Here is a 17,515-nt window from a genome sequence, read left to right as displayed (position 1 = left end):
TCCTGCTTCTGGAGGCTGTACCGGCCTCTTCGCGAGCAAGCGAAGCGTCGCCCGGCTCGCTCCCACGAGACATGGGTATAACCGATGGGGTCGTCGATCAATGCAGCTCTTTGAGGCGCTCGGCAAACTTGACGAGGTCGGCCAGGGAATCGGCTTCCATCTTGCGCATCACCGAGCCACGGCGGACCTTGACGGTGATTTCGCTCACGTTCAGCCGCGCTGCAATCTGTTTGTTGAGCAGGCCGCTGACCACCAGTTCCATCACCTGCTGCTCACCGGGATTGAGGCTGGCGTGGCGGCGCTGCAGTTCGGCTCCCACGGCGGCACTCTGGCGTCGGCTGCGATCCTGCGCCAACCCCTGCTGGATGGCGTCGAGCAAGTCCTGATCGCGAAAGGGCTTGGTCAGAAACTCCACTGCACCGGCCTTCATGGCCCGTACGGACATGGGAATGTCGCCGTGCCCGGTGATGAAAATGACCGGTAGGGAAATCCCTGACCTGGCCATATGTTCCTGGAAATCCAGGCCACTCATGCCCGGCATGCGAATGTCCAGAATCAGACAGCCCGGCGCGTCAGGGCGCGGAGTATCCAGAAACTCGCGGGTCGAGCCGAACAGCATGCTGCGCAATCCGACCGAGGCCAGCAGGTCCTCCAGCGAGGAGCGCACCGACAGGTCGTCATCGATGACGTAGATGATCGGTTCTTCGGCCTGCGATGCAGTGACAGCTGTACTCATCAGGTTTCCATCTTTCCAGTGGGCAGGGTGAAGTGAAACGTAGCACCGATTGCAGGGTTGGGCGTGACCCAGATGCGCCCGCCATGAGCTTCGATGATCGAACGGCTGATCGCCAGACCAATCCCCATCCCTTCCTCCTTGGTGGTGTAGAACGCGTCGAACAACTGATGGAGGTTTTCCGGTGGCACGCCGATGCCATTGTCGATGACCGAAAATCCGATATTGCCGCCGTCATGCCAGCCCACCCGAACCTCCAGTTGCGCCTGATCCGCCTCGAGCCTTTTCATCGCATCGACGCCATTGAGCATCAGGTTCAGTAACACTTGCTGGATCTGCACCCGATCAGCCAGCAGCGGCGGCAGGCCCTCCGGAACGTCGACCAGCAGTGCCACGCCCTGCCCTTCTATCTCGCTGTGCGCCAACGCCACGATCTCGGCGACGGTATCGGCCACGCTGATCCACTCCTTGTGAGTGGACGAACGTTTTGCCAGAGCGCGCACCCGGACGATGATGTCCCCGGCGCGGTTCGCGTCACTGATCATGCGTTCCACGGCCTGACGGGCCTTGTCCAGATTGACCGGCTCGCTGGCCAGCCAGCGCTGGCAGGCATTGCCGCTGGTGACAATGGCCGACAGCGGCTGATTGACCTCATGAGCAATGGACGCCGTCAGCTCACCCAGTTGATTGACCCGTGCGATCCGCGCCAGTTGCGAGCGCGCTTCATGTACCGAGCGGATAGCCAGCGCCATGCGCAGCGCCAGCCAGGTGGTCATGGCGATGGCCGCCAGGCTGATAATGCAATTGATAAGCCCGGACGCCTCACTGCCTCTGGAGGTCGTCATCTCGTAACTGATCACGGTCAGCACCATGCACAGCAACGCCATCGCGATAACGCCTGCGACCGGCAGGAGCCTGACCGCCAGCAGCACCACAACAATCTGGAATACACCCACGGCGATTTCCAGGTCGGTCAAGGTGTCGGCAACCGCAATGACCAGCGCCAGCATCAGCAAAGCGATCAGCCGTACCGCCATAGCGGCCTTGCCGTAGGATTCAGGTTCACGCATGTGCATCATCCCGCTGGTTGCAAAAGGCCCGTTGAGTATGTCCTACAAACCTCAGGACGGGTTGTCCAGGCTGAACTGATCGGCCAGTTCGTCATAGGCAAACAACTCCGCGTAGCGCCCCCATTGAATCACTGCATTGAGGGTCTGCATTGCATCGCTTTCGGACATGAAGTCTTCGAGTTGATCGCGAAAGCGCCGTGCCGGTGCAGTGTGCGTGGGACGATCATCCAGTACCCGCCGAATGTGCGCCACCAGCGGCACGAAGCTCAGCAAATGCTGGGCGAACAGTTGCTTGCGCTCGTCGACATCCGCCAGCGCATAGCGATTGGCGGCTGGCAGCAGGCGAATGTCGCCGCCCTTCAGTTCAGCGAAGCGCAGTAGTTGCAACACCTCGGCAATCGGGAACAGCTCGTCGGCGTTGTAATGCAGCGCAGCGGCCAGCTCCGGCAGGTCGGCTTTCAGGCTGTAGGGCGGCGCGTGAATCGCCTCGATCAGCCCGGCCAGTGCGTTGGTGGAAACCTGCGGCAATACCATCCCCAGCCCGGTGCCCGGAAACACGCCCTGGCGAATCTCACCTGCGTCGTTGTCCTGGGTCATCAGCACGTAGATCTCTTCCACAAGCGCCCGGAAGATCGGGTCCTGGCGGTTGCGCGGCTGTGGCAGATCGACCTTTATCTCGCTGATCACCCGCCCAGGATTGGAGGAGAACAGCAGGATGCGGTCGCACATCAGCACGGCTTCGGCAATGTTGTGCGTCACCATCAGGATCGACTTGATGGGCATGCGCCCTTCGCTCCACATGTCCAGCAAGTCAGTGCGCAGGGTTTCGGCGGTGAGCACGTCGAGCGCGGAAAACGGTTCGTCCATCAACAGCACGTCAGGATCGATGACCAGCGCGCGCGCCATTCCAACCCGCTGGCGCATGCCTCCGGACAGCTCCTTGGGGTAGGCGCTCTCGAAACCGTCCAGGCCGATCAGATCGATGGCCGCCAGTGCGCGCTTGCGACGTACCGCGGCGGGCACACGTTGCGCTTCGAGGCCGACTTCGACGTTTTCCAGCACTGTCAGCCAGGGAAACAGCGCAAAGCTCTGGAACACCATGCCCACCGACATCGCACGCCCTTGCGCACGACGAGGGAAATTCACCTCACCTTCGGTGGGCACCACCAGCCCGGCGATGGAGCGCAACAGGGTCGACTTGCCCGAACCGGACCGGCCCAGCAGGCCCACTATTTCGTTCTCGTTGAGCGTCAGTGTCACGTCATCCAGCACCAAGCGCTCTTTGCTGCCTTTGCCGTACACATGTCGGACCTTCTGAACATCTACCAGGCAACGCGTTTCGACAGCCATCATGATGGCGCCCTCCCCTTACACACGATCAGACAAGACTCAGACGTCGCTCGGCAAACCCGTACAGCGGGCGCCACAGCAACCGGTTGAACGCAATCACGAAGACCGACATGACCACGATGCCCAGCGCGACACGTGGAAAGTCGCCCGCCTGGGTCGCATTTGCGATGTATGACCCCAGGCCTGCCGCTTCCAGATGCTGATCGCCCCAGGAAACCGCTTCGGCGACGATACTGGCGTTCCACGAACCACCCGACGCGGTCAGCGCACCGGTGATGTAGTAGGGAAACACGCCAGGCAGCGCGACACGGCGCCACCACTGCCAGCCGCGCATGTTGAACATGGTCGCTGCTTCGCGCAGGTCAGTCGGCAAGGCGCTGGCTCCGGCGATCACGTTGAACAGGATGTACCACTGGGTGCCGAGCACCATCAGTGGCGACAGCCAGATATCCGGGTTCAGGTGCAGGCCGACAATCGCGATCACGGCAAACGGAAACAGGACGTTGGCCGGGAACGCCGCCATGAACTGCGCGATAGGCTGCAAGCGTTCGGCCCAGACCGGACGCAAGCCGATCCAGATACCGACGGGCACCCAGATCAGGCTTGCGATGACGATCAGTACGATCACGCGCACCATCGTCGCCAGGCCCAGACCAAAGGCAGTGACCATGTCGCTGGTGCCCAGTGACGCTTCGATGAACCTGAACAGGTACACGCTGCCGGCCAGGCAAGCGGCCATGACCAGACCCAGCCACACGTAGTCGAGCACGCGAGCGATGCCTGGGGTGAGCTTCACTTTCCACAGCCGGGAGAACACGCGCCAGTCGATCAGCATCAGGCATTTCCACGGTGCAGCCAGGACCGAAGCCAGCATCGGCGCCACACGGGAGCGGCCCAGCAGGCTGTACATCCAAGAGCGCGGACGCTTCGACGATGCGGTTTGCTCGAAGCGGAATTTGTCCGCCCAAGCGACGATCGGCCTGAACAGCAATTGGTCATAGGCCAGAATCACCAGCGCCATTGCGCCCACTGCCCAGGCAATCGCAGCCAGGTTTTTCTGCTCGATGGCCAGCGCCAGCCAGGAACCGATACCCGGCAGATTGACCGTGGTATCGCCGACCGAAATGGCCTCGCAGGCGACCACGAAAAACCAGCCGCCGGACATCGACATCATCATGTTCCACACCAGCCCCGGTATGGCGAACGGCAGTTCCAGGCGTGTAAAGCGCAGTACCGCAGACAGCCCGAACTGACGGCTGACTTCGTTCAGATCACTCGGCACAGTACGCAGTGACTGATAGAAACTGAACGCGAGATTCCAGGCCTGGCTGGTGAAGATGGCAAAGATCGCTGCGCATTCGACGTCCATCTGCCGACCGGGAAACAGTCCCATGAAGAAGGTCACGGTGAACGTCAGAAAACCCAGCACCGGTACCGACTGAAGAATATCCAGCGCCGGGATGATCACCTGTTCGGCCTTGCGACTTTTGGCTGCCAGCGTGGCGACGACAAAAGTGAAGATCAACGAAGCGCCCAGCGCGATGAACATACGCAGCGTGGTGCGCAAGGCATATTCGGGCAGGCGCGCCGGATCAAGGCTCATGGGGCTGGAATTCAGCACAGTCAGGGGCTGCATCATCTGCCCAAAGCCATAAATGAACAGGCCAATAAACAGAGTCAGGATGGCCAGGCAAATACCATCGGCCCAATAAGGCGTGCGTGCACCGGGTTTTACGAAACGGGGCGTCCGCAGGCTTTTACCGAATTCAAATATCGAATGCATTGCTCACCTCGAGCCGGCCGCGCAGGCGCAGACCCACCCGTTTTATAAGCAAACAGGCAGTCAGCGATAACGTATAAAGGCCGTGAGTTAATAGTTGCCGGACAGTGAGGTAAAGCTTATAGCGTTTCGATCAACAGTAGAAACCTGCAAAAGTAGCTCATGTTTATCTGTAAGTATGAGTGAGATATACCAACGTATAGTTATATAACTATGGCTCTGTTGTTCAGACCTGTTAAGTATTGTGCAAAAGAACATCATCGTGCCCATGCTCCGCGTGGGCATGCCGTTGCGGACGCTCCGCGTTTTCCCTTGAGCAGGCGGCGCGGCGTGGGGCTGTGACGCGGAGCGTCACGAAATGCATTCCCACGCTGGAGCGTGAGGAACGATAATCTCGACTATCGTGCGGCGCTCCGCGTCGCATGCCGTTCTGGACGCTCTGCGTCCTCCCTTGAGAAGGCGGTACAACCTGGAGATGTGACGCAGAGGGTCACGAAATGCATCCCCACGCTGGAGCGTACGGAACGATAATCTCGACTATCGTGCGACGCTCCGCGTCGCATGCCGTTCTGGACGCTCTGCGTCCTCCCTTGAGCAGGCGGCGCGGCATGGGGCTGTGACGCGGAGCGTCACGAAATGCATTCCCACGCTGGAGCGTGCGGAACGATAGGTGTCCGGCTACTCCGCGTGGGCACGACCGTCAAACCCGGAAGTGGCTGACCATCATCTGCAGCTGGCCACCGAGGCGTGCCAGCTCGACGCTGGAGGCTGCGGTTTCTTCGCTGGCTTCGGCGGTCTGTTCGGATACGTCGCGAACGTTGACGATGCTGCGGCTGATTTCGTCGGCTACCGAGCTTTGTTGCTCGGCGGCGGCAGCGATCTGCTGGTTCATCGCCTGAATGCTCGATACCGTACGGGTGATGCTCTCCAGTGACGTACCGGCCCTGCGCGTCAGTTCGACACTGCTGTCAGTCAGCGTGCGGCTGCCGAGCATGATGCCCGACACCTGACGCGTGCCATTCTGCAAGGCCGCCACCAGCCCTTCGATTTCTTCGGTGGACTGCTGGGTACGCTGCGCCAGACCACGAACTTCGTCGGCCACCACGGCAAAACCCCGGCCGGCTTCCCCTGCACGCGCGGCCTCGATGGCAGCATTGAGGGCCAGCAGGTTGGTCTGTTCGGCGACCGCCTTGATCACATCCATGACCTTGCCGATCTTGTCACTTTCCTGCTCAAGCACATTCATTGCGTCAGATGAGCGAACCACCTCGGCGGCCAGTCGCTCGATCTGCTGGATGGCCTCGCCGACGACCTTGTCGCCATCACGCGCCTGCTTGTCTGCATCGGAAGCCGCCACGGACGCCTGCTCGGCATTGCGCGCCACTTCGTGCACGGTCGCCGACATTTCATGCATGGCGGTGGCCACCTGGTCGGTCTCGACTTTCTGGCTGTTGACCCCTGCACTGGTCTGCTCGGTAACTGCCGACAGTTCTTCGGCCGCGCTGGCAATCTGCGTGACGCCGTCGCGAATACCGGAGATCAGTTCGCGCAAGGTTGTACCCATGCGCTGGATACCTTGCTGCAACACGCCCAGTTCATCGCGTCGGGTAACCGCTTCGGTATGCGTCAGGTCGCCGGACGCAATACGCTCGACGATGGCCAGCGTATCGCGCAATGGACGAGTGATCTGACGCGTGATGACCACAGCGGCAAGAATGCCCAACAGCATGACCAACACCACACAACCCAGCTGCAGGCTGCGCGCGTGAGCGGTGTCTTCCTTGCCCATCTGCATCTGCAGCCCGTACAGCTCTTCGCCCAGCTTGACGATGGTGGCGCCTTGAGTGGTCAGATCCTTGCGCACGCTCGCAGCCGTCTGAGTGGTTGCCTTGAAGGCATCGACCGAGCTGCGGTAATTGCGCAAAGCGGTTTCAAACTGTGCGATCTGTTCGCGATTGGCAGTGCCAAAAGCGCCCTTGAGCCTGTCCAGATGGCTGATTGCGCTATCGAGCTGCTGAAAGGCTGCTGTCTCGGTCTTGTCACTCGGATTGCCGGTATAGCCGCGCACTTCATAACGCACCAGAACCAGGTCTTGCCGAGCGCTGTTCGCCAACTGGGCCAGATCGAAGCGTGCCGGGTCAGAAGGGTCGATCTGCATGACGGCATTGTTCAACGACTCGACGGCCTGCATGGCCGCTGTGCCAGTGGCGGTCATCTCGTTGCGCACCTTGGCCCCGGACTGATACACGGCGCGCATGCTGTTCAGGGAGGCTTCATAGTCGCGAGTGACATCGGCCAGTTCGCGCAGCGGCTTGAGGTTGACCGGATTGTTGAAGCTGACGAGCAGGGATTGCTGCTGCGCCTTGAACACATCCAGCTTGCTTTGCATGTTCTGTGCTGCGGTTTCATCGCCGTCAGTCAGCATGTATTGCAGACGCGCGATTCGCAGATTGGTCAGGTTGTCACTCAGCCTGGTGATATCGCCGATTCGGTCGGTGCGATAGATGAGCTTGTCGAGGCTGGTCCAGCCGACGAGGGCGAGGACAGCCGTGAAGAAAAGAACGGTCCCAAAGCCCAATGCCAACTTCATGTTGACGCTGATATTCGCAAATCTGCTGTTCATAAAATCTCCTGAAAATGCTTTTTTGTGCGCAACGAAAGAGCTGAGATTTGTTTTTATAGACAGCAAAACCGCGCGCCAGAGCTATCGGCCGCAGAAGAGCAAAACTTGATCGGAAAAAGACAATCCGCGCGAGCGCGCCGATTCGGGAGGGAAATCGGGGGCTGAACAGCCCCCGATTCAATCAGGCAGTGAGCTTGAAACGCGCCACGACATTGCGCATGTCGCTAGCGACCCGCGCCAGTTCATCGGCGGTTACCGCGTTGTTGTCGATACCCAGCATCAACGTCCCGGAGCTGTTACGAATCTCCATGACATTGCGGTTGATGTCTTCGGAGACCGCATGCTGCTGCACGGCAGCACTGGCAATCTGCGTGTTCATCTCGACGATGCGCTCCACGCCCTGACTGATACTCGACAGGCTGCCCGAGGCATCGCTGGCGGCACTGATACACGCATGGGCCTTCTGCTGCCCGGCCTGCATCTGCTGCACGGCAGCATCGGTGGCACCTTGCAGTTGCTGGATGATGCCGCGAATTTCTTCGGTCGACGCCTGAGTGCGCGAAGCCAGCGTGCGGACTTCATCAGCCACCACGGCAAACCCGCGACCCTGCTCGCCCGCCCGCGCGGCTTCGATGGCGGCATTGAGGGCCAACAGGTTGGTCTGATCGGCAATGGTGCTGATGACCTGGATAACGCCACCAATCGACTGACTGTGCAGGGCCAGCGCCTGGACCTTCTGGGCACTGACCTCCACCTCTTCGGCCAGCGCCTGAATGGTCGAGTGTGCCTGGTGCATGATGCGCAGACCGTTACGTGATGCGGTGTTCGCTTCATCGGCGGCCAATGCAGCACCTTCGGTGTTCTGCGCCACGTCGGCAACGCTCGCGGTCATCTCGTTGATCGCGGTCGCCACTTGCTCCGTTTCAGCCTGCTGCGCGTTCATTGATTGCTTGGCCAGGCCGATGGATGCGCCCAGCCGGGACGCCACATCAGTCAGTTCGTAAGAGGTGCGGTCCATGTGCGAGATGGAGCTGGCGAAGGCGTCGGCCATCAGGTTCAGGCCGTTGGCGATATCCGCCACTTCGTCCTTGCTGACCACCGCTACGCGTGCACTCAGATCGCCCTCGCCCAGACGGCGGGTAACGCCCAGCAGGCTGTCGATGGTCAGGCGCAAGGCACGGTAGATGCTGCAAAACGCGTAGAGCAGCAGCAGGCCCATGATCACACACATGGCAATGACGACTTCGCGTTGCAGCACCAAGGCGTCGTAGCGCGTATTCAATTCATCCTGAAGCGCAGTCTGAATTTCGTCCTGAGCCTTGTAGAGACCCGAGACAACCACGTTGCCACGCGCACTCAGCGCCTGACCCTGCTGCACGGAGAACTCTGTGCCTTTTACGTACGCGTGCAGGTCACCGCGAAAGCTGTCCATCGCGGCAGTAGCGGCAGTGATCGGGTCACTGATGCGCGCGGCCAGCTCTGGCGAACGACGCTTGAGCAGGCGAATGCTCTGCTCCAGTTCCGCGCGAAATTGCAGTTCGATCTTCAGCAGGCTCTCGAGCGAGCCGCGCATCGATACACTCAGGCCCTGACCGGTTATCAAGCTTGCCGTAATACCGCGGATCTGACCGGCGACGTTGATTTCCCGGGGCATACGAATGGTGCTCAGGTCGATCAGAAACAGCGAGGCGTAGTCTTCGTCCAGCACCATGCCCGAGGTGGCCGAGACGTAGTAGATAAAGTTGAGCGTCTGGGCCAGTTGCTCGTTCCACTGGGCGAACACTTCATCCTGCGACAGGCCTGGCTTGATACTGTCCATAAGGGAACGGGTGCTTTCACGCAGGCGCTGTACGCGGTTCTCGGTCTCCAGCTGCTGACCCTGTCGTGCATCCATATCGGCAAGGTTAGCAAGAGCGGTCTCGAGCTGAGCACGATTGCTGGCCAGATCCTGAGCGGCGGAGGCATCGCCGGCGAGCAGACGGTTGCTGGCCGCACGCTGCAGCATGGAGAGTCGCAGAACGGGGGTGGTCAATTGCAGGTACTCACGGCCAACGCGCTCTTGCGCGACGGTGTCGATGCTTGCATTCAGGCTGTTGAAAACCCGAAGACCGAGAACGATCAGCGGGATAACGATAATGATGGCTAAAACGGCAAACTTGGCAGGGAAGCGCAGGCGATTGGTTAGGTAGATACCAGGCGAAAGGATGTTCATAGTTTTCTCTTTTTAATTAGGGGTCCAATCCGAGTGGAAAAGCTCCTTTCTTTGCATCACGGGTAGTACGGGCCGGCTGTGACAGGATGAACGAGGTCATCCGCTCAGATGAAGGCACATTGACATCACTTGAGAGCAGTGGCCCATCAGGAAGTTCAATGGGTGCCATAGCCTGATACTCGGGCTATCGACCGGGTCACGGTTAACGTGAGGTCAGGATCATCAGGCGAGTGGCGGGCGAGAGCGCTTTGCCGGTATGACGCTTGCGGCAGGCGTGATCCGAATGAGGGTGTTCAGGTCAAGCAGGCGGGAAACAACTGTTCATCTGACAGTCTGGCGACCGTAGACTTTGCAAAAGGGTAATACCGTCGTGCGGCATCGTGACGCACGACGGTAGGCGTCGTATCGAGGTGACCGAGGGCTGTTCAAGCCCTCGCCCACTCCACGTTCGACAGACCGAGCTTCTCCGCCTGAGGCTTGCTCAGCTTCGGCACCGGATCGGAACGGTACTTGGGGATCGCACCGAACCCGGCATCCACTGACGCCCAGTGCCAGGCCTCCTTATTGTCCATGGCACCGGCCCTTATGTAGAACGTCTTGTAACTGCCATGCAGCAGGTAATCGATACGGTAGTGTTTTTCATCGGCCATTGTGTTGCTCCTGCTTTGTAGACTCGCAAAACAGATCGCTGCAGTTTCAAAAAATTCAAAATATTAATGCCATAATCTAAATGATGTCATGTTGCCATCTAGCAATGTATGGTATACCTGAACCGCTCGGTTTAGTTGGTGATAGAGTTTGTTTATAACTGCAATTTTTCCGGGTTCTCTGACGGGGCAATGCGGCCTGGCTGATCGCCAATTTAAATAGGCCTTCACGGTAATATAAGCAAAATTCGCGTCACCTTAAGGGATATTAAAATTCTATTGAACGGCAGCTCTTACACCGTCGGTCCTCTTTAAAAAAGTTAGCAGTAACGATCTCGCTCCTCAGTCTCTCATAACCTGTGACTGCGTTGAATCGAACCCATGCCCATGGGTTGACGCTTCCCGAGAAATCAAAGCCTGAGGATACGACATGTTCATGTATAACAAGCGACTTCAATATACCGTACGCGTAGCAAGACCCAATCCTGGACTGGCCAACCTTCTGCTTGAGCAGTTCGGTGGGGCTCAGGGTGAACTGGCCGCCGCCGGACGGTATTTCACCCAAGGATTGAGCGAAGAAGATCCAGGCCGTAAAGACCTGTTGATGGACATCGCCACTGAAGAACTAAGCCACCTTGAAATTGTGGGTTCCATTATTGTCATGCTCAATAAGGGCGCCAAAGGCCAATTGGCTGAAGGCATCGAAGAAGAAGGCGAGTTGTATCGCTCTATCAACGGTAACGGCAATGACTCACATATCACCAGCCTCCTGTACGGATCCGGTGCGCCGTTGACAAACTCCGCCGGCGTGCCCTTTACAGCGGCTTATATCGATACTATCGGCGAGCCGACAGCGGACTTCCGTTCCAACATCGCCGCAGAATCCAGAGCCAAGATTGTTTACGAGCGATTGATGAATGTGACCGATGATCCTGGCGTTAAAGAAGCGCTGGGCTTTCTCATGACTCGGGAAATCGCACACCAGTTGTCTTTTGAAAAAGCCCTGCACGCCATACAGCCGAACTTCCCGCAGGGCAAACTGCCGGGAATGCCGGAGTTCACCAACAAGTACTTCAACATGTCTGGCGAACCCAATGTACGCGGCGCCTGGAATCAGGGCGGTGACTGGGAGTATGTGGAATCGCCACAAGCGGCTGTCGATGGCGGCGAAGGTACGGCCTCGGTCACGCTGAATGAAAAGGACACCGAGGTGCTGGAAATGATGAAGGAACGGACCCAGTCCGATCCGGCCGCCAACCCGATTACCGGTGCAGATCTGGGCTCTGGCTTTGTTCAGGGCAAAGACGCCTGAAGCGGCAACAATCGTTTGATCAGGAGAATGGAATCATGAAAAAGCTCAGCTCCCGTCGACCTCTAACGCCTCGCGACGAGTTGGATAGCGTGTTGACCGACAAGGTATTTGTAAACGGGCTTCGTGCCTTCGAGGCGCAGGCGCTGCTTGCACGCCGAGGCTTTCAAGTGGTGATGGCGACCAAGGGTTTCGGAGTTGGAACCCTGCTTGAAAATAACCTGCCACGTCGATGATCCCGCAGGTCATCAATGTTAAGCGCTCCATCCGACTTGTCCACAGGCTTACAGACCACATGCTCGCCTGTGGACAAGTCTCTCTTCGCTGAAAAGGGTAAGAACATGACTCGCACGACCATAGAAGATTTGTTCATTCACGAACTTTCAGACGTATACAGCGCCGAAAAGCAAATTACCAAAGCACTCCCGCTCCTGGCACGCGCTTCGACCAATCCACTGCTGGCAGAAGCCTTCAAGGCTCATCTTGAAGAAACTCAAGGTCAGATCGATCGTATCGATGAATTGGTGGAAGGCGCTGGTCTGAAGCTGAAACGCATGAAATGCGCGGCCATGGAAGGTCTGATCGAAGAAAGCAAGGAGTTGCTGGAAGAGATCGAAAAAGGCGCTGTGCTCGATGCCGCGTTGATCGGCGCATGTCAGAAGGTCGAGCATTACGAGATCGCCAGCTACGGCACACTCATCGCAATGGCCAAACATCTGAAGATGAAAGAGGCAACCGCTCTGTTGAGTGCCACGTTGGCAGAAGAAAAAGGCGCAGACGAAAAGCTGACGGCGATCGCCGAACAGGGCGGAACCCAGGCGGCCACTTCGAAAAAGTAATGAGGGTTTCTCAGCGGTACCCGCATGACGCTCTACAGGGTGTAGATCCCGTCATGCGGTGTAGAGGATTTACTTCTTGGCAGCATCACCGCCATGGGCAGCAGCGAGTTTTTTCGCATGCTCCAGATGCTTCTCCAGCGTAGGCAGTGTTGCCTTCGCAAATGCCTTCAACTCTGGATCCTTGCCATTCTCGGCCTCTTCCTTGTACAGCTTGATCGCCTGTTCATGCGCGGAGACCTGATTGTTGGCGTAAGCCTGGTCGAATGACTTCTCGCGCATCTCCAGAATCATTGCCTTGGCTTTGTCCATCAACATTGGATCTTCAGATACTTCAAGGTTCTTGCTTTTTGCGATCGCAGCCAGCTTCTCATTGGCGGCGGTGTGATCCGTGACCATCTGCTTGGCGAATTCCTTCACGTCTGCAGAGACACCTTTCTCATCCTGTGCGAGCTTGCCAACCTGAACTTCGGCAATGCCCTTGGCAGAAGCATCCTCTACAAAATCGTCAGCGTCCTGAGCAGCAACAGCCATTTGCGAACCTAGCGAAAGTACAACGGCAATGGCGCTCATGCGAAAATAATTGGTCATTTTCGGTCATCCTTTTATGGGCTGAATACGTCATCGTTATCGATGACATGAACGTTACGACCTGCTTCAAATACCTGCGTTCAGCCTTTTTGATCAGACGCGGCATACGCCGATACCACGGTCACCTGTTGCAGATGTAAACCCAAACCGGCAATACATTTTTTTTCCGCGCAACCATCGCCCCCCTGGAATAAGCACGATCACCACCTATCGGTGCCCGGAAAATTACGCTGAATTTCCCCGTACCGAGGCACTCACTTATCTACGCTGCATAGAAAAACAGAAAGTCCCGAATGACTGCGTCAATCGTGATGTTCAACTGCCGAGGTACGATTTTCATGACGTCTCTTCAAGTGATGACCGGCGATGCCGTCGTCAAAACCGTCGTTGAAGAAGCCCGTTCAAAAACCGTCTATCAATCATGGATGAATGAACGTGCTCCCGAACATCAACACGATGCGGTCATGTTTCTGAATCACTGCCTGGCCTTGGCCGAGCGGGAGCACTGCGATCTTCCGGCGCAGCCTGAAGCGCTTGAACAATGGATGGAGCAGAACGTAGGGGTCGTGGCTGATCAATACGCGCTCTATCTCGAGCAACGCCGCGCCGGAAAACCGAGACGGTTTTTCAAGAGCAAAGCGCATGCGATGTATTTCATTCAGCAGGTCGCACCAACCAAAATGGTCGACGGCGCCTGGCTCTACGGATTGCTGCCGCGCTGGGCGGACTACCGCTTTCATGGCCTGATTCGGACATACCTTGAAGAACTCGGTGACGGCGAACAGGCACAGAATCATGTCTCGCTGTACCGGAAACTGCTGGCGGACCTGGACTGCGACACCAGCGCACCACTGGCCGATGACGCCTACCTGCAGGGCGCCATTCAACTGTCACTGGGACAGTTGAGCGAGCAGTACCTCCCCGAGGTCATTGGTTACAACCTGGGCTATGAACAGCTGCCGCTGCACTTGCTCATCACCTCATTCGAGCTGAATGAACTGGGCATTGATCCTTACTACTTCACCCTGCATGTGACGATCGATAACGCCAGCACCGGCCATGCGCGCAAGGCGGCGCAGAGCGTCCTTGAGTTGCTGCCGGTCGGCCAGGAACGTGACGAGTTTTATCGTCGTGTCGCCAGTGGTTACCGCCTCAATGAGCTGGGGATGGGGTCAACTCAGGTGATCCAGTCGTTCGACCTGGAGCAGGAAGTGATCGCCATGCTTGAGCGCAAGCGGACGTTCGGTCAGCACATGCATTCCGACTACTGCCGCCTGGATGGCAAGACCGTCAACGAGTGGCTGGCCGAGCCCGAGCAGATCCCGGAATTTCTTGCTGTACTGGAGAATAGAGGCTGGATCAAGCGTCACGAAGACCCTCTGCACAGCCGCTTCTGGAAGCTGTTCGAAGGCGCCGGTGCACCGATGTTCGGCGTCTTCAACGGTTATGAAAAGCAACTCGTGCACGACTGGATCTCCGGTGAGTGGCTGTCGGATGGCAGCGCTCAACCCACAGTCGGCAAACGGCTTCCGGAAGCCTTTCGCTCGCGCTTCCGCAACCTGCAAGACGGCGCTCAGCCCTCCCCCGCGCTTGCCGTGCCTGCCTCGGCAGACGCTGATCCGGACGTGCGCGAACTGCACATGAGGCTGGAATCTGCGCCCGCCTCCGAGAAGATGTCCACGTTGATCGAAAGCATGTCGCCGGCAAGGCATGCAACAGCCGCCGGCCTGCACGCGACGCGTCTGTTTGTGAGCAGCATGGCCGAGCGAATGACAGGAGCCCAGGCATGAGTCATCCCCTCCCCGACAGCGCCGCGCTGATTGCCTTGGCGCAGCGCCTTGAAACCAGTGGCTTTCGCTTTATCACGCCCACGCCCCTGACCCATAAACACGTCAACCAACGCCCGGAAAATCGTACTGCCGCGTCACTGCGTGATGTGTTCGGCTGGAGCCGGCTGATACCGGAATCCATGCTGCCGGTCGAAGAGGCTCAAGGCCTGCTGGCTGCCGGTATTCTTGAACGCAAGGAAGACGGCTTGAAAAGCCGGGTGAGATTTTCCAGCCTGGATAATCTGCTGCTGGTGCATTCGGCGTTTCCTACCTCAGATGAAGACTCGGTATTCTTCGGTCCCGATACCTATCGCTTTGCGCAGTCCATCAATCGCCACCTGCAAAGCACGTCGCACCCGATCAACCGCGCCGTCGACATCGGCTGCGGTACAGGTGCTGGCGCCATGTTGATCGCGGTTGCCCGCCCGCAGGCACAGGTTCATGCCGTCGACATCAACCCCAAGGCGCTGCATTTCGCGCAGACCAATGCCACGGTCGCCGGGCTGAAGAATATGGAGTGCTGCCATAGCGATATTCTCTCGGGCCTGAGCGGAAATTTCGACCTGATCGTCGCCAACCCGCCTTACATGAAAGACACCAAACGCCGCGCCTACCGCCACGGTGGTGATGCATTGGGCGCGGACCTATCCGTGCGCATCCTGCGCGAATCTGTGGACCGCCTGACTCCGGGCGGCTCGCTGGTGCTTTACACCGGCGTGGCCATGGTGGGCGAGCACGACCCGTTCTTTGAAGCGGTGCAGGCCGATATCGACCATGCGGCACTGGCATGGACCTACCGTGAACTGGACCCGGATGTCTTCGGCGAAGAGCTGCTTGAAGAGGGGTATGAGGACGTGGACCGTATCGCAGCGGTCGAACTGGTGGTCACCCGACGGCCTGCATGACCCACCGAAATATCTTCAATAGTTCGCGCTTATAGAGAGCATAAGAACCGAGCATTGGTCAGCCTGTCAGCATCCCTGTGAAACTTGCCACGAGCCATCGATCAACACCCTGCGGTTGATCGATGGAGACTCGTTGCACACCGAAAAGGATGACGACACATGCCACGCCTGAACAGGATTATCGAAACAGCCCTTTACGTAGACGATCTGGCGAACGCCAGGGAATTCTATTCCGCCACCCTTGAACTGGAAGTGATGTTCGAAAGCGCGACATTGGTGGCGCTCAACGTCGGAGGTGTGAGCACCCTGCTGCTGTTCAAGCGCGGCGCTTCACTGCAGACGCAGTACCTGAGCGGCGGAGAGATACCACCCCACGACGCACAGGGTCGGATTCATGTGTGCTTCGCCATCAATGCCGACGAGATGCAACCCTGGGCTGATCGCCTCGCCAGGGCCAGCGTCGCCATTGAAGGCCGTAACGAGTGGCCCAAAGGCGGGTCGAGCATCTACTTCCGCGACCCCGATGAGAATCTTGTCGAACTCCTGACGCCTGGCTGCTGGGCGATTTATTGAACCGCCCGGGTCAGGTGCAGCCTGCAAAAGGTGGGGCGATAAACCGAGGGTTATCGAAGGTTGTTAAGCGAGAGTGCTGCGCCTTAAATGTTATGTTATAACAATTGAAGATTCTTAATGCAGCCTTCTCAAGCGATCTTCCGACGCCATGATCAACCGTGTCTCCCAATCCTTTCCAGTCATCACAAAGCACACCTTGCAGGCAGGTCAGCACATTCGGCAATGGATACCGGGTGAGCCGCCCTCGCGGCACGTCACTGTGGGTACGCGTGTTTGATGCTGGCGCTGGAACGCCTCGCGTGGGCACCGGAACAGACGTCAGTCTGCACGCACGAACACTTTGCCTTGAAGGATATCGACCTGCAGATCGCCGCAGGCGAGTTCGTCGGCCTGATCGGGCCCAACGGCAGCGGCAAGACCAGCCTGCTGCGTTGCGCATTCCGCTACAGCCGCCCGCACAGCGGCAAGGTCGCAATCAATGCCCGCGATATCTGGTCCTGCAGCCCGCGCTGGTGCGCCCGGCACGTGGCAGTGGTTGCCCAGGAGTTTCCCGACGCATTCGGCCTGACGCTGCTGGATGTGGCAAACATGGGTCGCGCGCCTCATCAGGGGTTCTTTGCCGCAGACAGTGACCACGACCGCGCAATTGTCCACAACGCGCTGAACGCTGTTGGGCTGGCGGGCTACGAGCAGCATCGATTCGACACGCTTTCCGGCGGCGAGAAGCAGCGTTGTCTGCTGGCTCGGGCGCTGGTGCAGGAACCCCGATTGATGGTGCTGGACGAACCCACCAACCACCTCGACCCGCGCCATCAACTGGAATTGCTCGGGCTGGTCAGACAGCTTGGCATGGCCACGCTGGCCAGTATCCATGACCTGAACCTGGCGGCGGCATTCTGTGATCGCCTGTGTGTCATTCATCACGGCCGGCTCATTGCGCAAGGCACGCCCCGGGAGGTACTGACCCAGGAAATGCTGCTCAACGTGTTCGGCGCCAAGGCGCTGGTCGACAGCCACCCTCTGCGTGACTACCCACGCATCACCTGGATACCCTGAC

General features: G+C 58.4%; 15 protein-coding genes. 7 read left to right on the top strand and 8 right to left on the bottom strand.

The features are described from left to right. Positions 1–97 precede the first annotated feature (97 nt). From JOE33_RS14305 to JOE33_RS14275, 7 genes are all read right to left on the bottom strand, one after another. Positions 98–736, bottom strand: coding sequence for a response regulator transcription factor (locus tag JOE33_RS14305; protein WP_032611208.1), 639 nt, complete (start codon positions 734–736; stop codon positions 98–100). Further along, positions 736–1,803: an ATP-binding protein gene (locus JOE33_RS14300; protein ID WP_010435078.1), complete on the bottom strand. Its 1,068-nt coding sequence runs from the start codon at positions 1,801–1,803 to the stop codon at positions 736–738. The genes JOE33_RS14305 and JOE33_RS14300 overlap by 1 nt, the downstream gene beginning before the upstream one ends. A gap of 51 nt (positions 1,804–1,854) precedes the next feature. Then, complete coding sequence (locus JOE33_RS14295; protein ID WP_024640682.1) at positions 1,855–3,159, bottom strand: nitrate/sulfonate/bicarbonate ABC transporter ATP-binding protein; 1,305 nt, start codon at positions 3,157–3,159, stop codon at positions 1,855–1,857. A 22-nt stretch (positions 3,160–3,181) separates the two neighbouring features. Continuing rightward, entirely contained in the window at positions 3,182–4,936 is a 1,755-nt protein-coding gene (locus JOE33_RS14290; protein WP_209924092.1) for an ABC transporter permease subunit, read from the bottom strand. Positions 4,937–5,633: 697 nt separating this feature from the next. Beyond that, the gene (locus JOE33_RS14285; protein WP_054993370.1) at positions 5,634–7,556 is read right to left on the bottom strand and encodes a methyl-accepting chemotaxis protein; all 1,923 of its coding nucleotides are present in this window, start codon (positions 7,554–7,556) and stop codon (positions 5,634–5,636) included. 181 nt (positions 7,557–7,737) lie between these two features. Beyond that, on the bottom strand, positions 7,738–9,768 hold the full coding sequence (locus JOE33_RS14280; protein WP_187625356.1) for a methyl-accepting chemotaxis protein: 2,031 nt from the start codon (positions 9,766–9,768) through the stop codon (positions 7,738–7,740). 425 nt (positions 9,769–10,193) lie between these two features. Then, positions 10,194–10,418, bottom strand: coding sequence for a DUF6555 family protein (locus JOE33_RS14275; protein WP_003316018.1), 225 nt, complete (start codon positions 10,416–10,418; stop codon positions 10,194–10,196). Between the two features lie 427 nt (positions 10,419–10,845). Here JOE33_RS14275 and JOE33_RS14270 point away from each other — a divergent pair, with 427 nt between their 5' ends. The 3 genes from JOE33_RS14270 (at position 10,846) to JOE33_RS14260 (ending at position 12,563) form a co-directional block, all read left to right on the top strand. Then, a complete protein-coding gene (locus JOE33_RS14270) occupies positions 10,846–11,727 on the top strand; it encodes a manganese catalase family protein (protein WP_010428404.1) in 882 nt (293 codons plus the stop codon). 35 nt (positions 11,728–11,762) lie between these two features. After that, positions 11,763–11,960, top strand: coding sequence for a hypothetical protein (locus JOE33_RS14265; protein WP_054993372.1), 198 nt, complete (start codon positions 11,763–11,765; stop codon positions 11,958–11,960). 105 nt (positions 11,961–12,065) lie between these two features. Continuing rightward, the gene (locus tag JOE33_RS14260; protein ID WP_187625375.1) at positions 12,066–12,563 is read left to right on the top strand and encodes a ferritin-like domain-containing protein; all 498 of its coding nucleotides are present in this window, start codon (positions 12,066–12,068) and stop codon (positions 12,561–12,563) included. A 69-nt stretch (positions 12,564–12,632) separates the two neighbouring features. Here the strand turns inward: JOE33_RS14260 and JOE33_RS14255 are convergent, their stop codons facing one another. Next, entirely contained in the window at positions 12,633–13,151 is a 519-nt protein-coding gene (locus JOE33_RS14255) for a DUF4142 domain-containing protein (protein WP_010428410.1), read from the bottom strand. Between the two features lie 338 nt (positions 13,152–13,489). Between JOE33_RS14255 and JOE33_RS14250 the strand changes: the two genes are divergently transcribed. The 4 genes from JOE33_RS14250 (at position 13,490) to JOE33_RS14235 (ending at position 17,514) form a co-directional block, all read left to right on the top strand. Continuing rightward, positions 13,490–14,941, top strand: coding sequence for an iron-containing redox enzyme family protein (locus JOE33_RS14250; protein ID WP_240009379.1), 1,452 nt, complete (start codon positions 13,490–13,492; stop codon positions 14,939–14,941). Continuing rightward, positions 14,938–15,885, top strand: coding sequence for a class I SAM-dependent methyltransferase (locus JOE33_RS14245; protein ID WP_187625354.1), 948 nt, complete (start codon positions 14,938–14,940; stop codon positions 15,883–15,885). Before JOE33_RS14250 ends, JOE33_RS14245 begins: the two co-directional genes overlap by 4 nt. Before the next feature lie 159 nt (positions 15,886–16,044). Next, positions 16,045–16,458 carry a VOC family protein gene (locus JOE33_RS14240; RefSeq protein ID WP_187625353.1) on the top strand — a complete coding sequence of 138 codons (414 nt, stop codon included), beginning with the start codon at positions 16,045–16,047 and terminating at the stop codon, positions 16,456–16,458. A gap of 276 nt (positions 16,459–16,734) precedes the next feature. Then, positions 16,735–17,514 (top strand): ABC transporter ATP-binding protein, encoded by a 780-nt coding sequence (locus JOE33_RS14235; protein ID WP_122694679.1) that lies wholly within the window; start codon positions 16,735–16,737, stop codon positions 17,512–17,514. Position 17,515 lies beyond the last annotated feature (1 nt).

The organism is Pseudomonas sp. PvP027 (assembly GCF_017833005.1).
GTDB classification, from domain to species: Bacteria; Pseudomonadota; Gammaproteobacteria; order Pseudomonadales; family Pseudomonadaceae; genus Aquipseudomonas; species Aquipseudomonas congelans.
The sequence above is the reverse complement of the archived record's forward strand: the minus strand, read 5'-3'. Positions and strand labels throughout refer to the sequence as shown.